This is a genomic window from Pseudomonas sp. McL0111 (assembly GCF_052567255.1).
Genome location: NZ_CP199585.1, coordinates 1,763,698 through 1,782,398 on the forward strand (window position 1 = coordinate 1,763,698; position 18,701 = coordinate 1,782,398).

Below are 18,701 nucleotides of genomic sequence, written 5' to 3' on the forward strand. Positions count from 1 at the left end.
CAAGTAAACAGGAGCGACAAAAATGAACGGCTTGAGTGATGTGCGGCTGACGTTACACAGTCAGGAACTGGCGGCGGGGCAGGAGGACAATGCGTGGCATGCGGCAATGCGCAACGCGCCGTCCGGCCTCAGTCGCTGGGGCCTGCTCTGGCATCGTCTGCACACGCGCAAGGCGTTGCTGGGGCTGACGCCGGAGCAACTCAAGGATGTCGGGCTGACGCGTGAACAGGCGCAGGAGGAGGGGTTGAAGCCGTTCTGGCGGATCTGAATTATATGCTGGCCTTGCTGGCCCCATCGCTGGCAAGCCAGCTCCCACAGGTTCGGTGGTGAACACCAAAACGTGTGAACCCCCCAATCACTGTGGGAGCTGGCTTGCCAGCGATGGCGGCCTCAAGGCCGATGCAAAAACCTCAGACCAACTCTTTCAGCCGATGCCACAACATCCCCAACGCCAGCAACGGCGAGCGCAAATGCTTGCCGCCCGGGAAGGTGATGTGCGGCACCTTGGCAAACAGATCGAAACCACCGCTGTGCTGCCCGCTGATCGCTTCGGCCAGCAACCTGCCCGCCAGGTGCGTGGCATTCACTCCATGACCGGAATAAGCCTGGGCGTAATACACATTCGGCTGTTCCGCGAGCCGACCGATCTGCGGCAAGCGATTGGCGCCGATGCCGATCATGCCGCCCCACTGATAGTCGATTTTGACCCCGCCAAGCTGCGGGAAAACTTCCAGCATCTTCGGCTGCATATACGCAGCGATGTCTTTCGGATCACGTCCCGAGTAATGGCAGGCTCCACCGAACAGTAAGCGTCGATCCGCCGAGAGCCGGTAGTAGTCCAGCGCCACCCGCTGGTCGCAGACCGCCATGTTCTGCGGCAACAAGGCATGGGCCTGTTCTTCGCTCAAGGGTTCGGTGGCGATGATGTAGCTGCCGGCCGGCAGCACTTTGCCGCTGAGTTGCGGGTTGAGGTCATTGAGATAGGCGTTGCAGCCGAGCACCAGGGTCTTGGCGCGCACCGAGCCTTGTGCGGTGTGCACCTTCACTTCAGGGCCGTAATCGATGCGTGTCGCTGCCGAATGTTCGAACAGTTTCACGCCCAGTTGCTGCGCCGCAGCGGCTTCGCCCAACGCCAGATTCAGCGGGTGCAGATGCCCGGAGCCCATATCGATCAAGCCGCCGACGTAGCGTTTGGAGCCGACCACCGTGTGCATTTCATTGGCTTGCAGCAGACGGGTTTCGTAGCGATAGCCGAGGCCGCGCAGTTCTTCGGCGTCTTCGGCAAATCCTTCGAGATCGGAAGGTTTGTTGGCGAGGTCGCAGTAACCCCACGTCAGGTCGCACGGGATCTGAAAGCGTTCGACGCGTTGACGGACGATTTCCACGGCTTCCAGGCCCATCAGTTTCATCTGTCGGACACCGTCGGTGCCGATGACGTTGGCGAACTGGTCGAGACCATGACCAACTCCGCGAATCAACTGCCCGCCGTTACGCCCGCTGGCGCCCCAACCGATCTTGTGCGCTTCCAGCAGGACCACGCTGAGGCCGCGTTCGGCCAGTTCCAGCGCGGTGTTCAACCCGGAGAAGCCGCCGCCGACCACGCACACGTCCGCAACCAGTTCGCCTTGCAACACCGGATGATCGGGCTGCGGCAGGCTGCTGGCGGCGTAATAAGAGGCAACGTGCGGTTGGCTCGCGGTGGTGTGGGCGCGGGCATTCATAGGCGTCATCCAACGGCTGAGTGTCGAGAAAATTTGACGGAGCATAAGCCGCACGCCCGAATACGGGCAACACTGGTCGGCCGTCGCTGTCTGGAATACGGCTTTTGCGGCACAATCGTCGCCTATTCCACGTTGGTTACCGTTTCGATGAGCTGCAACAGCGAGAAAATCCGCACCCTGCGTCAGCAGATCCCCACGTTCGAGTGCGTGCCGGGCTGCCATGACTGCTGCGGGCCGGTAACCACCTCGCCCGAGGAAATGGCCCGTCTGCCGCGCAAGACCCGCGCCGAGCAGGACGCCGCGATGGATGAGCTGAACTGTGTGCACCTGGGGCCGAACGGCTGCACGGTGTATGGCGAGCGACCGCTGATCTGCCGTTTGTTCGGCACCACCAAAACCTTGCCCTGCCCGAACGGGCGCGGGCCGGTGGAGCTGATACATCCACGGGTCGAGAAGCAGGTGTTCGAGTACATGGCGGCGAATCGGCAGGTGCTGGTCTAGCCAGATAGCCGAGTTGTCCGCATCGCTAGCAGGCTAGCTCCCACAGGGATTGCAGGTGTTCACATTGTTCGTGTTCACCACTGAACCTGTGGGAGCCAGCCTGCTGGCGATGGCAGCAGCACAAATCTCAGTCAGGAATCGGCAGGCTCAGGCTCTCTTTCACTTCTTCCATGACGATATAGCTCTTGGACTCGCGCACATGTGGCAGCTTGAGCAGGATGTCGCCCAGCAGTTTGCGGTACGAGGCCATCTCGGAAATCCGCGCCTTCACCAGATAGTCGAAATCCCCTGACACCAGGTGACATTCCAGCACATGCGGCAGTTTCAGCACCGCGCGTCGGAACTCCTCGAAAGTGTCGCCGGATTTGTAGTCGAGGCTGATCTCGACGAACACCAGCAGACTACCCTTCAAATGCTGCGGATTCAGGCGGGCGTTGTAGCCCATGATGATGCCTTCGCGCTCCAGCCGGCGTACCCGCTCGGTACACGGTGTGGTCGAGAGGCCGACTTTTTCCCCGAGTTCGGTAAAGGAAATCCGCCCGTCCGCCTGCAGGATTCGCAAGATGTTGCGGTCGATCTTGTCCAGCTCACGTTTGGTCTGAGTGTTGGTACGCATAGGGGATGCGCCTCCGTGAAAAGGGTTTTTGCCGAGAATTGTCGCCAAATATAGGCGCTTATATAGTGAAAAGCACTGGCTAATCTTTTTTACACTGCGCCCACAATTGCTCGTACAACAGACGTCGGCGGACAGCCCCGATGAGGGATACAAAAATGCGCGTTATGGTCTTGGGTAGCGGCGTCATCGGTACCGCCAGTGCTTATTATCTGGCCCGTGCCGGGTTTGAGGTGGTGGTGGTCGACCGGCAGCCAGCCGCCGCCATGGAGACCAGTTTCGCCAACGCCGGCCAGGTATCGCCGGGTTATGCCTCACCGTGGGCCGCGCCGGGCGTGCCGCTCAAGGCCATCAAGTGGCTGCTGCAACGCCACGCACCGCTGGCGATCAAAGCCACCGCCGACATCGATCAATACCTGTGGATGGCGCAGATGCTGCGCAACTGCACCGCCAATCGTTACGCGGTGAACAAGGAGCGCATGGTGCGTCTGTCCGAGTACAGCCGCGACTGCCTCGACGAATTGCGCGCTGAAACCGGCATCGCTTACGAAGGCCGCAGCCTCGGCACCACGCAACTGTTCCGCACTCAGGCTCAGCTTGATGGCGCCGCCAAAGACATCGCCGTGCTGAAAGAATCCGGCGTGCCATTTGAAGTCCTCGACCGCGCCGGCATTGCCCGCGTCGAGCCGGCACTGGCCAATGTCACCGACATCCTCGCTGGTGCGCTGCGCCTGCCGAATGACCAGACCGGCGACTGCCAGATCTTCACCACCCGCCTCGCCGAAATGGCGGTGAAACTGGGTGTGGAATTCCGCTACGGCCAGGACATCCAGAAGCTCGACTTCGCCGGTGATCGCATCAACGGCGTATGGATCGACGGCAAGCTGGAAACCGCCGACCGCTACGTGCTGGCACTCGGCAGCTACTCGCCGCAACTGCTCAAGCCGCTGGGCATCAAGGCCCCGGTGTATCCGCTCAAGGGTTACTCGCTGACCGTGCCGATCACCAACCCGGACATGGCCCCGACGTCGACCATTCTCGACGAGACCTACAAGGTCGCGATCACCCGTTTCGACAACCGCATCCGCGTTGGTGGCATGGCCGAGATCGCCGGTTTTGACCTGTCGCTGAACCCGCGTCGACGCGAAACCCTGGAGATGATCGTCAACGACCTTTATCCTCAGGGCGGTAATCTGGCCGAAGCGAGTTTCTGGACCGGCCTGCGTCCAACCACGCCGGACGGCACGCCGATTGTTGGTGCAACCCCGTTCAAGAATCTGTTCCTCAACACCGGTCACGGCACTCTTGGCTGGACCATGGCGTGCGGTTCCGGTCGTTTACTGGCTGACCTGATGGCGAAGAAAAAGCCGCAGATCAGCGCCGAAGGCCTCGATATTTCCCGTTACGGCAACAAAACCAAGGAGTCCGCACAACATGTCAATCCAGCGCCAGCTCACCAATGAGCGCATGAGTCAGATCGTCAGCCACAACGGCACCGTGTATCTGGCCGGACAGGTCGGTGACGATTTCAGCGCCGGGATTGAACAGCAGACCCGCGAAGTGCTCGCCAATATCGAGCGCTTGCTGGATCTGGCCGGTACCGACAAACAGCATTTGCTGTCGGCAACGATCTACCTGAATGACATCGAAGCGCACTTTGCCGGGATGAATTCGGTGTGGGACCAGTGGCTGCCAAAAGGCGCCGCCCCGGCCCGTGCCACCGTCGAAGCGAAGATGGCCAAGCCGACCATCCTGGTGGAAATCTCCATCGTCGCTGCGCTGCCGTAACCGCTGTAAAGATCCCTCTCCCGGTGCTGTTGGCGGTTCACGTCGTCAGCCAGCGCCGGTTTTTATTCCCATGACCGCCTAGAAGTCTGCCGCCATGCGTCCAGCCCGTGCCCTGATCGACCTTCAAGCCCTGCGCCACAACTACCGAATTGCCCGCGAAATCACTGGTGCCAAGGCGCTGGCGGTGATCAAGGCTGACGCTTATGGCCATGGTGCGGTGCGCTGTGCCCAAGCGCTGGAAGCTGAGGCTGATGGTTTTGCTGTCGCCTGCATCGAAGAAGCGCTGGAGCTGCGCGCTGCCGGTATCCGTGCCCCGGTGTTGCTGCTTGAAGGTTTTTTCGAAGCCGATGAACTGGCACTGATCGTCGAGCATGATTTCTGGTGCGTGGTGCATTCGTTGTGGCAGCTCGAAGCCATCGAGCAGGCGGCACTGAACAAACCGATCACCGTGTGGCTGAAGCTCGACTCGGGCATGCACCGCGTCGGCCTGCATCCCAAGGATTACCCGGCGGCCTATCAACGGCTGCTGGCCAGCGGCAAAGTGGCGAAAATCGTTCTGATGAGCCACTTCGCCCGCGCCGATGAACTGCACGCGCAAAGCAGCACCGAGCAAGTGGCGGTGTTCGAAGCGGCGCGTCAGGGCCTGGCTGCCGAAGTCAGCCTGCGCAACTCGCCTGCGGTACTCGGCTGGCCGCAGATCCACAGCGACTGGGTACGACCGGGCATCATGCTCTACGGTTCGACGCCTTTTGAAGAAGCCAACGCTGTCGCCGAACGCCTGCAACCGGTGATGACCCTGGAATCGAAAGTGATCTGCGTGCGTGAGCTGCCAGCCGGCGAACCGGTGGGCTATGGCGCCAAATTCATCACCGATAAACCGATGCGCATCGGCGTGGTCGCCATGGGTTACGCCGACGGCTATCCGCGTCAGGCACCGACCGGCACGCCGGTATTGGTGGCCGGTAAACGCAGCCGCATCATCGGCCGGGTATCGATGGACATGCTGTGCATCGACCTCACCGATGTGCCGGAAGCGGGCCTCGGTTCGACCGTCGAATTGTGGGGCAAAAACATCCTCGCCAGCGACGTGGCGAAGTGGGCGGACACCATCCCGTACCAGATCTTCTGCAACCTGCGCCGGGTGCCAAGGCTCTATTCCGAGGCTTGAGGCCGCTACGGAGCCCAAGTGTTGTAAATACTGAACGCTGTCGCCATGATACCGCTCAATATTCTTACAACATCAGGAGGCTCCAGCCTTGGACGTCGGTGAACGACTGCAATCCATTCGAAAGCTCAAAGGTCTTTCCCAGCGTGAGCTCGCCAAGCGCGCGGGCGTCACCAACAGCACCATTTCGATGATCGAGAAGAACAGCGTCAGCCCCTCGATCAGTTCGCTGAGAAAGGTTCTGGGCGGGATTCCCATGTCCATGGTCGAGTTCTTCTCCGAAGAAATCCTGCAGGAAAAACCGACCCAGATCGTCTACAAGGCCAACGAGCTGATCGACATCTCCGACGGTGCCGTGACCATGAAGCTGGTCGGTCGTGCGCACCCGAGCCGGGCCATCGCCTTCCTCAACGAAATCTACCCGCCGGGCGCCGATACCGGCGAAGAAATGCTCACCCATGAGGGCGAGGAAACCGGGATTCTGGTGGAAGGTCGTCTGGAGCTGGTGGTAGGGCTAGAAACTTTTATTCTCGAAGCTGGCGACAGCTACTATTTTGAAAGTACCAAGCCGCATCGTTTCCGTAATCCGTTCGACTCACCGGCGCGACTAATCAGCGCAGCCACGCCGGCGAACTTTTAAACAAAGAGGCGCCAGGCCATTACGGCGAAGGCACCCGGACCGTTTTATCGATGCGCAACAAGACCCCTTTAATAATGGGGTTGTTTCAGTGTGGCGGGCTACCCGCTATACTTGCGCCCGCCTGCGAACCGTGGCCGCAGGCGTGAATAGCCACCATTGAGGGTGAACGCGTGAACCTAATTATGAAAATGCTGGCTGCACCAGCAACCGTACTGGCCCTCTGGGCTGTCAGCGCTCAAGCTGCGACGAATGACGATATTGCCAAACGCCTCGAGCCGGTTGGCCAGGTGTGTGTCCAGGGTCAGGAATGCAAGGGGATGGAAGTTGCTGCCTCTACGGGCGGCGGCGGTGGAGCGAAGACGCCTGACGAAGTGATTGCAAAACATTGCAACGCTTGCCATGGCACCGGCCTGTTGGGCGCACCGAAAATCGGTGACGCGGCAGCCTGGAAAGACCGCGCCGATCACCAGGGCGGCCTCGACGGTTTGCTGGCCAAAGCCATTACCGGCCTGAACGCCATGCCGCCGAAAGGCACCTGCGCCGACTGCTCGGATGACGAGCTGAAGGGCGCGATCCAGAAGATGTCCGGCCTGAAATAAGCCGCATTTCTGACGAAAAAAACCGTCTTCGGACGGTTTTTTTGTGCCTGCGATTCAGGGTTGAGGCTGTCCTTTGCAGCAAACTCAAGGCAAGCTCGGTCTCACCTCTATTCACGGAACGGGCGGGAGGATTCAGATGGTGCAGTTGTGTTCGATCGAACAGGCAGTGGACGACGTGCTCGCACGGTTGCCGGCGCATATCCACATGGGCTTGCCGCTGGGGCTGGGCAAACCCAACCATTTCGTCAACGCGCTGTACCGGCGCGTCAAAGAGCTGCCCGAGCGGCAACTGACGATCTACACCGCCCTGTGCCTTGGCCGTCCGGATCTGGGTGATGGCTTGCAGAAGCGCTTTATCGAACCCTTCGTCGAACGCGTATTCGGTGATTATCCGGAGTTCGATTTCCTCGCCGACTTGCGTCGCGACAGCCTTCCCGCGAACATCCGCGTCGAACAATTCTTCATGCAGCCCGGCAGCCTGCTCAACAGCGCACCGGCCCAGCAGGATTACGTCAGCAGCAACTACAGCCACGCGGCCCGCGATATCAACGCAGCGGGCCTGAATCTGGTGGCGCAACTGCTCGCCAGCAGCAGCGAACATCCGGATCGCCTGAGCCTGAGTTGCAACCCCGACATCACTCTCGACCTGTTGCCGATGATCGCCAAACGCCGCGGGGCGGGGGAGACCATCCTGTTGGTTGGCCAGGTACACACCGATCTGCCGTACATGCCCGGCGATGCCGAAGTCGAGATCGATACCTTCGACTTTCTGATCGACGAGAAGGACAGCAGCACACTGTTTTCCACGCCGAACATGCCAGTCGGGTTTCAGGATCACTTCATCGGTCTGCACGCCAGCACCTTGGTACGCGACGGCGGCACCTTGCAGATCGGCATCGGTTCGATGGGCGATGCGTTGACCGCCGCACTGCTGGCTCGGCAGGCCGACAACGAAGGCTATCGGGCCTTGCTGGCGGACATCAATCTGAGCCAGTGGGCGCAATTGATCGAGCGCGAGGGCGGTATCGAACCGTTCGCCAAAGGTTTGTACGGTTGCAGCGAAATGTTCGTCAACGGCCTGTTGGTGCTGGCGGACGCCGGGATCATCCGGCGCAAGGTCTACCCGGACGTGCCGACTCAGGAGCGGGCCAACGCCGGCACTCTCGACGAGGCGGCGCAAACCGACGGCATCTCGGTGCACGGTGGTTTCTTCCTCGGGCCGCGCAGTTTCTACGAGCGCCTGCGCGAATTGCCGCACAGCAAGCGCCTCGAATTCAACATGACCCGCATCAGTTACATCAACGAGCTGTACGGTCAGGAAGAACTCAAGCGTTTGCAGCGCATCGATGCGCGCTTTATCAACACCGCGTTCACCATGACCTTGCTCGGTGCTGGCGTGTCCGATCAGTTGCAGGACGGTCGGGTACTCAGCGGTGTTGGCGGCCAGTACAACTTCGTCGCCCAGGGTCATGCGCTGCACGATGCGCGCTCGATTCTGATCCTGCGCAGCTGGCGCGAGTCTGGCGGCGAGGTCAGTTCGAACATTGTCTGGGAGTATGGCCACTGCACGATTCCCCGGCACTTGCGGGACATTGTGGTCACCGAATATGGCATCGCCGATTTGCGCGGCAAGACCGATGCGGTGGTGATCGAAGCGCTGCTGAATATCAGCGACTCGCGCTTCCAGTCAGGGCTTATCGAACAGGCGCAGAAGGTCGGCAAGCTGCCTAAGGACTTCCGGATCGATCCACGTTTTGCTGACAACACCCCGCAGCGTTTGCAGGCGATTGCCGCACGGCATCCGAACCTGTTTCCGGAGTATCCGCTGGGCTGTGATTTCAATGAGATCGAGCGGGATTTGTTGCGGGCGCTGAACTGGCTGAAGAGCAAGTTCAAACTGACCGAAATTCTGGAGTTGGGCAAGGCTGCGCTGGATGCGCCGGAGGCTTCGATGTATCCGGAGCATCTGCAGCGGATGCAGCTCACCAATCCCGAGGGCCTGAAAGAAGACCTGTTTCAGCGGCTGCTGCTTACCGGCCTGAAGGCCACCGCGCAGTAACCGCCCACACAAAACCAACTGTGGGAGCTAGCCTGCTAGCGATGGCGGTCTGTCAGTCATTTAAATTTTGACTGACACGTTGCCATCGCTAGCAGGCTAGCTCCCACAGGGGTAATGCGGTTTAGCTGGCTTTATTCGATGAAGGTTACTACGCCGCCCGCCAGCGACTTCACGCGTGCCAGCGATTCAACGCGATAACCCTGAGAATCCAGCTCCGCACGGCCGCCCTGAAACGACTTCTCGATCACGATGCCCAGACCGGCAACGGTTGCGCCAGCCTGTTTGATGATCGAGATCAGCGCTTGCGACGCCTTACCGTTGGCCAGGAAGTCGTCGATGATCAGCACGCGGTCGCTGCTGGTCAGGTGACGCGGGGAAATGGCGACGGTGCTTTCGGTCTTTTTGGTGAACGAGTAAACGGTCGCCGACAGCAGGTTTTCAGTCAGGGTCAGGGACTGTTGCTTGCGGGCGAAGATCACCGGCACGCCGAGGTTCAGACCGGTCATGATCGCCGGGGCGATGCCCGAGGCTTCGATGGTGACGATCTTGGTGATCCCCGAATCCTTGAACAGCGTGGCGAATTCGTCGCCGATCAGCTTCATCAGGGCCGGGTCGATCTGGTGGTTCAGGAAGGCGTCGACCTTCAGGACCTGGTCGGAAAGCACGATGCCTTGTTCGCGGATTTTCTGGTGCAATGCTTCCATGAAGCTGTCCTCTGATGGCGCTTGTGCGCCCTAGGCTTGTAAAAAAGTGGTCAATTCTAGCGCTTTAACATCGCGCGTATATCAGCCAATGCGCTATTGCCCCGCACGGCTTTGACTTCGGTAGGTGTGTCGTCGTTGCCTTCCCAGGCCAGATCGTCCGGCGGCAGCTCATCGAGGAAGCGGCTTGGCGCGCAATCGATGATCTCGCCGTACTGCTTGCGCTTGGCGGCGAAGGTGAACGCCAGGGTCTGACGGGCGCGGGTGATGCCCACGTAAGCCAGACGACGTTCCTCCTCGATGGTGTCGGCTTCGATGCTGGAACGGTGCGGGAGGATTTCCTCTTCCATGCCCATGATGAACACGTATGGGAATTCCAGACCCTTGGACGCATGCAGCGTCATCATCTGCACGCCTTCGGCGCCATCTTCCTCTTCCTGCTGACGCTCGAGCATGTCGCGCAGGACCAGTTTGCCGATGGCGTCCTCGACGGTCATTTCGCCTTCTTCGTCTTTCTCGAGGGTATTTTTCAACGCCTCGATCAGGAACCAGACGTTGCTCATCCGGTAGTCCGCAGCCTTGTCGCTGGAACTGTTGGTGCGCAGCCAGTTTTCGTAGTCGATGTCCATGACCATGCTGCGCAGCGCCGAGATCGGATCTTCGCCGGCGCACTGCTCACGCACCTTGTCCATGAAGCGCTTGAAGCGCGACAGGCGATCGGTGAAGCGGTTGTCCAGATGTTCGCCCAGACCGATTTCGTCGGTGGCGGCGTACATCGAAATCTTGCGCTCGGTCGCATAGTTGCCGAGTTTTTCCAGCGTGGTCGAGCCGATTTCCCGGCGCGGCACGTTGATCACCCGCAGGAAGGCGTTGTCGTCGTCCGGGTTCACGATCAGCCGGAAGTAGGCCATCAGATCCTTCACTTCCTGTCGCCCGAAGAAGCTGTTGCCGCCGCTCAAGCGATACGGCACCTGATGGTGCTGCAATTTCAGCTCGATCAGCTTGGCCTGATAGTTACCGCGATAGAGGATCGCGAAATCGCTGTAAGGGCGGTCGGTGCGCAAGTGCAGGCTGAGGATTTCCATGGCCACGCGCTCGGCTTCGGCGTCCTCGTTGCGGCAGCGGATCACGCGGATCTCGTCGCCGTGGCCCATCTCACTCCACAGCTGTTTTTCGAATTCGTGCGGGTTGTTCGAGATCAGCACGTTGGCGCAACGCAGGATGCGGCTGGTGGAGCGGTAGTTCTGCTCGAGCATCACCACTTTCAACGACGGGTAATCGTCCTTGAGCAGCATCAGGTTTTCCGGCCGCGCCCCGCGCCAGGCGTAGATCGACTGGTCGTCGTCGCCTACCACGGTGAACTGGTTGCGCTTGCCGATGAGCATTTTCACCAGCAGGTATTGGCTGGCGTTGGTGTCCTGGTATTCGTCGACGAGCAGATAGCGAACCTTGTTCTGCCACTTTTCGAGAATGTCGGCGTGGGCTTCGAACAGCTTCACCGGTTGCAGGATCAGGTCGTCGAAGTCCACCGCGTTGAACGCCTTGAGCGTGCGCTGATAGTGGGTGTAGACGATAGCGGCGGTCTGTTCCTTGGGGTTGCGCGCGTTTTCCAGGGCTTCGGGCGGCAGGATCAGATCGTTTTTCCAGGAGCCGATCATGTTCTTGATTTCGTCGACGCCGTCTTCGCCCGAGTATTCCTTCTGCATGATGTCGGTCATCAGGGCTTTGACGTCGGTCTCGTCGAAAATCGAGAAGCCCGGTTTGTAGCCCAGCCGCGCGTGTTCCTTGCGGATGATGTTCAGACCCAGGTTGTGGAAGGTGCAGACCGTCAGGCCACGACCTTCGCCGGCACGCAGCAGGGTGCCGACCCGTTCCTTCATCTCGCGCGCGGCCTTGTTGGTAAAGGTCATGGCGACGATGTACTGGGCGCGGATGCCGCAGTTCTGGATCAGGTGCGCGATCTTGCGAGTGATCACGCTGGTCTTGCCGGAGCCAGCACCGGCGAGCACCAATAGAGGGCCGCCGACGTAGTTCACGGCTTCTTGCTGCCGGGGATTGAGTCGGGACATACGAAATTCGGGAGTCGTTGACGAAATGGGCCGGCATTTTAACAGGCTCAGCGATTTATGCTGGTCTCTCCGACTTGTGACGTACCACGCGATTCATATTTGCCGGTTTTGTTACTTTCACGCAGGATGCGCGGTGATTTTGCGACTAATGTTCTCATTCGTGACACAAAATAACGTTTTGATAACCGTTGTCATTTGGTCATTGCTCAGCACAACGGCATAATGCCCGCCGCCCACATCATTGCAGAGTCTAGGGAGCTAGCTTGTCTACGCCTGTCGAACCCTTGCGTTTGCTGCTACTGGCCGAAGAGCCAGCGTGGACAGCGTTATTGCGTGAGTGTCTGGCTCCGATGGGGAGCGCGGCAGTGCTGATCAGCGCGCCGAGCTGGGAGTCGGTCAGCAGTTTGTTCGAAGACAACCGCCACGCGGTGTTGTTGACCATTCCCGCCTTGCAGCCAGCGCCCGGGCGTTGCAGCCTGCCGACCGTGTTGCTGCTGGAGCACGAGCCGGCCACTGCGCCGGACGGTGTCAGCGACTGGCTGGTGTTCGACGCACTCGACCCCGGCATGCTTCGCCGTTGCCTGCGTCATGTGCGCGAACGCGGCGTGCTGGAAAACACCCTGCAACGCCTGGCCGAACAGGATCCGTTGACCGGCATCGCCAACCGTCAGGGCTTCCAGACGCTGTTGACGGCGCGCCTCGCGGAAAACGACGGTCGCGGTCTGGCGCTGGGTCATCTCGATCTCGACAACTTCCGGCATGCCAACGATGCCCTCGGCCATCAGGCCGGTGATCGGCTGATCCTGCAAGTCGTCGCCCGCCTGAAAAGCCAGCTTGAGGCCGGCGATCAACTGGCACGCCTGGGCAGCGACGAATTCGCCCTGCTGATCGACACCCGCCGTGCGCCGCAGCGCGCCGAGTGGATGGCCGAGCGCATCACCGAAGCCTTGTCCGAACCGTATTGGGTCGATGGCGAAAGTCTGCTGATCGGCTCCAGCCTCGGTATCGCCCATGCCCGTGCGCAGGCTGGCGCCGATCCGCTGATGTGGCACGCGCACATCGCCATGCAGCAGGCGAAAAGCACTCAGGGCTGCACTTTTCATATTTTCAACGAACGCATCAACCGCAATGCGCGGAGCATGGCCGACCTGGAAAGCGAGTTGCGCCGGGCTCTGCGTCGCGATGAACTGGAGCTGCATTACCAGCCACGCCTGAACCTTGAGGACGGCCAGATCGTCGGCCTCGAAGCGCTGGTGCGCTGGCGTCACGGTGAGCGCGGTTTGCTGCCGCCGAGCGAATTCGTGCCGCTGGCCGAGCAGAGCGGTTTGATTGTGCCGCTGGGTTACTGGGTGATTTCCCGGGCCCTGCGCGACATGCAGGCGCTGCGCGAGCGTGGGCTGCCGGCGTTGCACATGGCGATCAACCTGTCGTTTCGCCAGTTTCAGGACAGCCAGTTGCTGCCGACCCTCAGCCGTTTGATTGCCGAACGCGGCGTCGAGGCGCAATGGCTGGAGTTCGAACTGACGGAAACCGCGGTGATGCGCCGCAGCGATCTGGTCAAGCAGACCATGGACGCTCTTGGTCGCCTCGGCGTGCGTTTCTCGCTGGATGACTTCGGCACCGGGTTCTCGTCGTTCGTGCACCTCAACAGTCTGCCGATCACTTTGCTGAAGATCGACAAGAGCTTTGTCGGCGGCATGGAACAACGCGAAGAGAACCGCAAACTGGTGCACGCGATGATCAACCTTGCGCACAACCTGCATCTGGAAGTGGTTGCTGAAGGGGTGGAGACGCCGGAGCAACTGGATCTGTTGCGTGGATTTGGTTGCGATCAGGTGCAGGGTTATCTGATCAGCCGGCCGTTGCCGTTGGCGGAGCTGGTCGAGTATCTGACGTTCGGTTCCAGCCAGCAGCCAGCCCTCGAAATCGTCGGTTGATCGCCAAATCAATGTGGGACTGCTTTTGTGGTGAGGGGATTTATCCCCGTTGGGTGGCGAAGCCGCCCCAAAACCTGGGATCGCGGTGTATCAGTTACACCCGGTTCTATGGTTTTACGACTGCTTCGCAGCCGAACGGGGATAAATCCCCTCGCCACAAAGGCTTGCTCCCACAAGGAAGTTTCACTCAGGCTGAGGGATGTTGAAGCCTTGAGATTGTGGTTCTCGAAGAATCATCCTCTTCATTTTCCATTCAAACGCCAGCGTCAGGCTCACCGCCGCGCACGCCAGCCCCAGCGCCAGACCCCACCAGACGCCCGTCGGCCCCCAATGCAGATGGAACGCCATCCACCACGCCGCTGGTGCGCCGATCAGCCAATAGCAAGCGAGCCCGACCAGGAAGGTGGTCTTCGCATCCTTGAGTCCGCGAATGCAGCCCATGGCAATGGTCTGCGTGCCATCGAACAGCTCAAACCACGCCGCCACCGCCAGCAGACTCACCGCCAGCCTGATCACCTCGGCAAACGCCGGATCGTTGTGATCGAGGAACAGACCAACCAACTGATTCGGCAGCAACCAGAACACCATGGCAAAACCGAGCATCACCACTGCGCCGAAGACGATCCCGACCCGCCCGGACATCCGCGCATCCAGCAACTGCCCGGCGCCGTAATGCTGACCGATGCGCATGGTGATCGCATACGACATACCCGCCGGCACCATGAACGCGACCGAGACGATTTGCAGGGCAATCTGGTGCGCACCCAACTGCGTGCTGCCCATGGTGCCCATGCACAGCGCCGCAAACGCGAACAAACCAACTTCCACTGCATAGGTGCCGCCAATCGGCAGGCCGAGGCGCCAGAGTTCTTTGAGGTACTGGCGATTGGGCCGCGACAGGCCTGCGCGTAACGGATAGGCGTCATACGCCGGATGCCGACGGATATGCCACGCCAATGCCAGCGCCATGCAGTTGGCAACTATCGCCGTAACCAGCCCGATGCCGGTCAGACCCATTTTCGGCAGGCCGAACATGCCGGTGATCAGCGCGTAATTGAGCAGGAAATTGGCCACCGTGCCGCCGAGGCTGATGACCATCACTGGCGTCGCCCGGCCAATCGCGCTGGTGAAACCACGCAAGGCCATGAAGCTCAGGTAGCCGGGCAGGGCGAACGGCAGGGCGATCAGGAACTGGCCGGCAGCGTTGACGTTGGTTTCGGTCTGGCCGAACAGCAGCAACACCGGTTTGAGGTTCCACAGCAGCAATCCGGCGCCCAGCGCCATCAGCCACGCCAGCCACAATCCGGCCTGCGTCAGGCGCGCGGCTCCGACAATGTCGCCGGCGCCCTGACGAATCGCCACCAACGTGCCAACAGCGGCAATCACGCCGATGCAGAAAATCGACACGAACGAATAACTCGCCGCGCCCAGACCGCCGCCGGCCAAAGCCTCGGGGCTGAGACGGGCCATCATCAACGTGTCGGTCAGCACCATCAGCATGTGCGCTAACTGCGAGGCAATCAACGGCCCCGCCAGCCGCAGGATGGCCCAGAGTTCGGTACGCACAGGATGCTGCATGGTCATCACCACTCAATTTTCAGAGGGAACAGGAGACCGTCGATTCTCGGCGCTTGGCAGGCGTTGCACAAAGGGATAAAAAGGATGGGTGGCATGATTAAAACTCATCCTGAGAACTTTCGGCCAGGTTGGCCTCGTCCCGCTACAGGAGCTTTCTGCATGTCGCGTCGTCTTCCTCCCTTGTATGCCCTGCGCGCATTCGAAGCAGCGGCACGGCATAGCTCGTTCACTCGCGCGGCGGAAGAGTTGTCGATCACTCAAAGTGCTGTCAGCCGGCACATCCGTACGCTGGAGGAGCATTTTGCTTGTCGGTTGTTTCACCGCAGCGGTCGCAATCTGCAACTGACCGAGTCGGCGCGCTTGCTGTTGCCCGGTATCCGCGACGGCTTCGCCGCGCTGGAACGCGCCTGCAATACCTTGCGCGCCGAAGACGACATCCTGCGCATGAAAGCCCCGTCGACCCTGACCATGCGCTGGCTGCTGGCGCGGCTCAGCCGCTTCCGCCATTTGCAGCCAGGCAACGAGGTGCAACTGACCAGCGCGTGGATGGATGTCGACTCGGTGGATTTCAACAATGAGCCGTTCGATTGCGCGGTGCTGCTGAGCGACGGGCATTTCCCGCCGGACTGGGAAGCCAGCCTGCTGTTTCCCGAAGAGCTGATCCCGGTGGGCGCGCCGAATCTGCTCAATGATCAGCCATGGGATTTGGCGCGACTGGCCAGCACCGAGTTGCTGCACCCGACCCCGGATCGCCGCGATTGGCGCAGTTGGCTGGAGCACATGGGCCTGTCTGACCAGGTATCGCTCAAGGGCGGGCAGGTGTTCGATACGCTGGAACTGGGGATGATCGCGGCGGCTCGCGGTTACGGCGTGTCGATGGGCGATCTGTTGATGGTCGCCGAAGATGTCGCACAAGGGCGCTTGAGTCTGCCGTGGCCAACCGCCGTCGCCAGTGGACTGAATTATTACCTAGTGTGGCCAAAGACCCGTCCGGGAGGTGAACGTTTGCGCCGGCTCAGCGACTTCCTGCAAGGCGAAGTCCGCGCCATGGCGCTGCCTGCGGTCGCACGCTTGAGCTGAAACGTTCGAGCGGCCACAATGCAGGCCTTGAGCCATACCCCTGCCACACACTCAAGTATTCAGTTTTACCGCCGAATACGTCCAAGTGGAACCGTCGTGCCGGTATCCGCGATTCACCCCCCATTATTAGAATATTTCCGAGCAATAGCTGCGATCAGGGAGGATCCGGTGGCTCGGCCAGGAGCTTCTCATGTCTCAACCTCGCGCCCGGATCGCCTCGCAGCTGGGCCTCGCGCTCGCTGTGATACTGGCGATTGTCATCAGCGGCAGTACGGTTTTCGCCCTGCGTTCGCTGGATACCGCTAACCTCGCCACCCGTGAAGAACACCTCGCCAGTGAAGCGCGGCTGTTGGCCGACCAACTGAGCACCTTCCACGGCACGCTGCGTGAGAGCACCCAGCGCCTGAGCGGGTTGTTCGAGAAGCGCTTCAGCGCGGGTTTGAGCATTCATCCGTCGGAGCCTGTGACCGTGGCCGGGACTCAGACGCCGGGCCTGCACCTGGGCAGCGAAGTGCTGAACAACAACTTCAAGGAAGTTGACGAGTTCACGCAAATGACCGCCGGTGTCGCTACATTGTTCGTGCGCAGCGGCGAAGACTTTGTGCGGGTCAGCACCTCCCTGACCAAGCAGGACGGCAGCCGCGCCATCGGCACGTTGCTCGATCACGCCCACCCGGCGTACGCGAAGTTGATGGCGGGGCAGGGCTATGTCGGCCGTGCCTTGTTGTTTGATCGTTCCTACATGACCCAATACACCCCGGTTCGCGACGGCAGCGGCAAAGTGATCGCAGTGCTGTTTGTCGGTTTCGATTACACCGATGCGCAGAACGCCCAGTTCGATAACCTCAAGCGCTTCCGCATCGGCCAGAGCGGTTCGCTGGCGTTGCTGGATGAGCAGAACAAATGGCTGGTTCCACCAGCGGGTGTGCAGGCACTGGATCAAGCCGTACCGGTGATCAATGGTCTGGCGAAGACCCCGGGCAAAGGCGAATTCTGGAGTGACAAATCCGAGGACTTCTACAGCATCGCCGTACCATTCGACGGCGGGCCGTGGTCGGTCGTGGCGAGCATGCCGAAAGCCGAGATTCGTGCGGTGACCTGGAGCGTTGGTACGCAACTGGCGATCGGCAGCCTCTTGGCGATGTTGCTGGCGGTCGGTTCGGTGGTCTGGTTGTTGCGCAGCAAGCTGGCACCGCTGAGCGATCTGGTGCGTCAGGCTGAAGCCTTGGGCGCCGGTGATCTTAGCGTGCGTCTGAACGTGTCGAGCAACGACGAAATCGGTCAGTTGTCCCGTGCGTTCAACCAGATGAGCCAGGCGCTGTCGACCATGGTCGAGCACATCCGCCGTTCCTCGGAAGAGGTCAACAGCCGTGCCCAGGCGCTGTCCGGTTTGTCCGGTGGTGCGTACGAAGGCATGGAGCAGCAGTCCGGCGAAATCACCAGCATGGCCGGTGCCGTTGAAGAGTTCAGCGCTACTTCGCTGGACATCGCCGACAACATGGGCGCGACCCAGCGTCTGGCCCAGGAAAATGCGCAGCAGACGCAGATCGGCCGCACCTCGATGGATGAAGCGTCTTCGTCTTTGGAGCAAATCGCAGGCGCGTTGAACACCACTGCCACCGTGATCAATACCCTTGGTCAGCGCTCGCAGGAAATCGGCGGCATCGTCAGCGTCATCACCTCGATTGCCGAACAAACCAACCTGTTGGCGCTCAACGCGGCCATCGAAGCAGCGCGTGCCGGTGAGCAGGGCCGTGGCTTTGCGGTAGTGGCGGACGAAGTGCGTAATCTGGCGTCGCGCACCCGTCAGGCGACCGATGAAATCTCCGGCATGATCCAGAGCATTCAACAGGAAACCGGTAACGCGATCAGCACCATGGAGCAGGGCAATCTGCTGATGCAGGAAGGCCTGTCGCGCAACGCCAATGTGGCCACGGCGCTGGCGCGCATTGATGAGCAAAGCCGTTCGGCGGGCCAGCAGTTTGCAGCGATTACCACGGCGACTCAGGAGCAGAGCAGCACCGCGACTTTGTTGAGCAGTAACTTGCAGAGTATTGCGCTGGCCAACAGTGAGCAGCGCGAGGTGGTATCGAACCTCGCCGTCACTGCCAAAGAGCTGGAGAAGCTTGCGGCGGATCTGCGCTCCGAGGTCGATCGCTTCCGTTGATACAGCCTTGATATAGCTTTCGCGAGCAAGCTCGCTCCCACAGTTTCCGGGGTCGCTCACAAAATTGTGTGAACAACCCAAAA

Annotated in this window: 16 protein-coding genes and 1 pseudogene; 12 read left to right on the forward strand and 5 right to left on the reverse strand. The window is 60.5% G+C overall.

Going from position 1 to position 18,701, the window contains the following annotated elements; genetic code table 11:
- Positions 1 to 22: 22 nt before the first annotated feature.
- Positions 23 to 268 (forward strand): DUF1127 domain-containing protein, encoded by a 246-nt coding sequence (locus ACTWLJ_RS07915; RefSeq protein ID WP_445180463.1) that lies wholly within the window; start codon positions 23 to 25, stop codon positions 266 to 268.
- Positions 269 to 410: 142 nt separating this feature from the next.
- Here the strand turns inward: ACTWLJ_RS07915 and ACTWLJ_RS07920 are convergent, their stop codons facing one another.
- Positions 411 to 1,721: an NAD(P)/FAD-dependent oxidoreductase gene (locus ACTWLJ_RS07920; protein WP_445180464.1), complete on the reverse strand. Its 1,311-nt coding sequence runs from the start codon at positions 1,719 to 1,721 to the stop codon at positions 411 to 413.
- A 147-nt stretch (positions 1,722 to 1,868) separates the two neighbouring features.
- Here ACTWLJ_RS07920 and ACTWLJ_RS07925 point away from each other — a divergent pair, with 147 nt between their 5' ends.
- Positions 1,869 to 2,222 (forward strand): YkgJ family cysteine cluster protein, encoded by a 354-nt coding sequence (locus ACTWLJ_RS07925; RefSeq protein ID WP_445181336.1) that lies wholly within the window; start codon positions 1,869 to 1,871, stop codon positions 2,220 to 2,222.
- 127 nt (positions 2,223 to 2,349) lie between these two features.
- Here the strand turns inward: ACTWLJ_RS07925 and ACTWLJ_RS07930 are convergent, their stop codons facing one another.
- On the reverse strand, positions 2,350 to 2,838 hold the full coding sequence (locus ACTWLJ_RS07930; RefSeq protein ID WP_003177284.1) for an Lrp/AsnC ligand binding domain-containing protein: 489 nt from the start codon (positions 2,836 to 2,838) through the stop codon (positions 2,350 to 2,352).
- 155 nt (positions 2,839 to 2,993) lie between these two features.
- On the opposite strand from ACTWLJ_RS07930, the gene dadA reads away from it, so the two are divergent.
- The 6 genes from dadA (at position 2,994) to ACTWLJ_RS07960 (ending at position 9,086) form a co-directional block, all read left to right on the forward strand.
- Entirely contained in the window at positions 2,994 to 4,298 is a 1,305-nt protein-coding gene (gene dadA, locus ACTWLJ_RS07935) for a D-amino acid dehydrogenase (RefSeq protein WP_401212949.1), read from the forward strand.
- Positions 4,270 to 4,623, forward strand: coding sequence for a RidA family protein (locus tag ACTWLJ_RS07940; RefSeq protein WP_401212947.1), 354 nt, complete (start codon positions 4,270 to 4,272; stop codon positions 4,621 to 4,623). Before dadA ends, ACTWLJ_RS07940 begins: the two co-directional genes overlap by 29 nt.
- A 94-nt stretch (positions 4,624 to 4,717) precedes the next feature.
- A complete protein-coding gene (gene alr, locus ACTWLJ_RS07945; RefSeq protein WP_445180465.1) occupies positions 4,718 to 5,791 on the forward strand; it encodes an alanine racemase in 1,074 nt (357 codons plus the stop codon).
- Positions 5,792 to 5,879: 88 nt separating this feature from the next.
- A complete protein-coding gene (locus ACTWLJ_RS07950) occupies positions 5,880 to 6,428 on the forward strand; it encodes a cupin domain-containing protein (protein WP_096817305.1) in 549 nt (182 codons plus the stop codon).
- A gap of 182 nt (positions 6,429 to 6,610) precedes the next feature.
- Complete coding sequence (locus tag ACTWLJ_RS07955; RefSeq protein WP_445181337.1) at positions 6,611 to 7,027, forward strand: c-type cytochrome; 417 nt, start codon at positions 6,611 to 6,613, stop codon at positions 7,025 to 7,027.
- 136 nt (positions 7,028 to 7,163) lie between these two features.
- Positions 7,164 to 9,086 (forward strand): acetyl-CoA hydrolase/transferase C-terminal domain-containing protein, encoded by a 1,923-nt coding sequence (locus ACTWLJ_RS07960; RefSeq protein WP_445180466.1) that lies wholly within the window; start codon positions 7,164 to 7,166, stop codon positions 9,084 to 9,086.
- Positions 9,087 to 9,217: 131 nt separating this feature from the next.
- On the opposite strand, the gene ACTWLJ_RS07965 is transcribed toward ACTWLJ_RS07960, so the two are convergent.
- Both ACTWLJ_RS07965 and rep read right to left on the reverse strand, forming a co-directional pair.
- Entirely contained in the window at positions 9,218 to 9,790 is a 573-nt protein-coding gene (locus ACTWLJ_RS07965; RefSeq protein ID WP_401212937.1) for a xanthine phosphoribosyltransferase, read from the reverse strand.
- Between the two features lie 56 nt (positions 9,791 to 9,846).
- Positions 9,847 to 11,856 (reverse strand): DNA helicase Rep, encoded by a 2,010-nt coding sequence (rep, locus tag ACTWLJ_RS07970; RefSeq protein ID WP_401212934.1) that lies wholly within the window; start codon positions 11,854 to 11,856, stop codon positions 9,847 to 9,849.
- A 263-nt stretch (positions 11,857 to 12,119) separates the two neighbouring features.
- Between rep and ACTWLJ_RS07975 the strand changes: the two genes are divergently transcribed.
- The gene (locus ACTWLJ_RS07975; protein WP_401212931.1) at positions 12,120 to 13,793 is read left to right on the forward strand and encodes a putative bifunctional diguanylate cyclase/phosphodiesterase; all 1,674 of its coding nucleotides are present in this window, start codon (positions 12,120 to 12,122) and stop codon (positions 13,791 to 13,793) included.
- Positions 13,794 to 13,976: 183 nt separating this feature from the next.
- Here ACTWLJ_RS07975 and ACTWLJ_RS07980 read toward each other — a convergent pair whose 3' ends face one another.
- Positions 13,977 to 15,371, reverse strand: coding sequence for a NorM family multidrug efflux MATE transporter (locus tag ACTWLJ_RS07980; RefSeq protein ID WP_445180467.1), 1,395 nt, complete (start codon positions 15,369 to 15,371; stop codon positions 13,977 to 13,979).
- A 159-nt stretch (positions 15,372 to 15,530) separates the two neighbouring features.
- Here ACTWLJ_RS07980 and ACTWLJ_RS07985 point away from each other — a divergent pair, with 159 nt between their 5' ends.
- From ACTWLJ_RS07985 to ACTWLJ_RS07995, 3 genes and pseudogenes are all read left to right on the forward strand, one after another.
- Positions 15,531 to 16,451, forward strand: a complete 921-nt coding sequence (locus ACTWLJ_RS07985) for a LysR substrate-binding domain-containing protein (RefSeq protein WP_401212925.1) — start codon at positions 15,531 to 15,533, stop codon at positions 16,449 to 16,451.
- A 190-nt stretch (positions 16,452 to 16,641) separates the two neighbouring features.
- Positions 16,642 to 17,763 (forward strand): annotated as a pseudogene (locus ACTWLJ_RS07990) (Cache 3/Cache 2 fusion domain-containing protein); the annotation flags it as partial.
- Between the two features lie 132 nt (positions 17,764 to 17,895).
- Complete coding sequence (locus ACTWLJ_RS07995) at positions 17,896 to 18,618, forward strand: methyl-accepting chemotaxis protein (RefSeq protein WP_445181338.1); 723 nt, start codon at positions 17,896 to 17,898, stop codon at positions 18,616 to 18,618.
- The last annotated feature ends 83 nt before the right edge of the window (positions 18,619 to 18,701 follow it).

Coding starts and splice junctions, on each gene's coding strand:
- ACTWLJ_RS07930 (WP_003177284.1), bottom strand. CDS start 2,838: ATGCGTACCAACACTCAGACCAAACGTGAGCTGGACAAGATCGACCGC.
- ACTWLJ_RS07995 (WP_445181338.1), top strand. CDS start 17,896: ATGGCCGGTGCCGTTGAAGAGTTCAGCGCTACTTCGCTGGACATCGCC.
- ACTWLJ_RS07960 (WP_445180466.1), top strand. CDS start 7,164: ATGGTGCAGTTGTGTTCGATCGAACAGGCAGTGGACGACGTGCTCGCA.
- ACTWLJ_RS07925 (WP_445181336.1), top strand. CDS start 1,869: ATGAGCTGCAACAGCGAGAAAATCCGCACCCTGCGTCAGCAGATCCCC.
- dadA (WP_401212949.1), top strand. CDS start 2,994: ATGCGCGTTATGGTCTTGGGTAGCGGCGTCATCGGTACCGCCAGTGCT.
- ACTWLJ_RS07965 (WP_401212937.1), bottom strand. CDS start 9,790: ATGGAAGCATTGCACCAGAAAATCCGCGAACAAGGCATCGTGCTTTCC.
- ACTWLJ_RS07915 (WP_445180463.1), top strand. CDS start 23: ATGAACGGCTTGAGTGATGTGCGGCTGACGTTACACAGTCAGGAACTG.
- ACTWLJ_RS07940 (WP_401212947.1), top strand. CDS start 4,270: ATGTCAATCCAGCGCCAGCTCACCAATGAGCGCATGAGTCAGATCGTC.
- rep (WP_401212934.1), bottom strand. CDS start 11,856: ATGTCCCGACTCAATCCCCGGCAGCAAGAAGCCGTGAACTACGTCGGC.
- ACTWLJ_RS07985 (WP_401212925.1), top strand. CDS start 15,531: ATGTCGCGTCGTCTTCCTCCCTTGTATGCCCTGCGCGCATTCGAAGCA.
- ACTWLJ_RS07955 (WP_445181337.1), top strand. CDS start 6,611: ATGAAAATGCTGGCTGCACCAGCAACCGTACTGGCCCTCTGGGCTGTC.
- ACTWLJ_RS07980 (WP_445180467.1), bottom strand. CDS start 15,371: ATGCAGCATCCTGTGCGTACCGAACTCTGGGCCATCCTGCGGCTGGCG.
- ACTWLJ_RS07920 (WP_445180464.1), bottom strand. CDS start 1,721: ATGAATGCCCGCGCCCACACCACCGCGAGCCAACCGCACGTTGCCTCT.
- alr (WP_445180465.1), top strand. CDS start 4,718: ATGCGTCCAGCCCGTGCCCTGATCGACCTTCAAGCCCTGCGCCACAAC.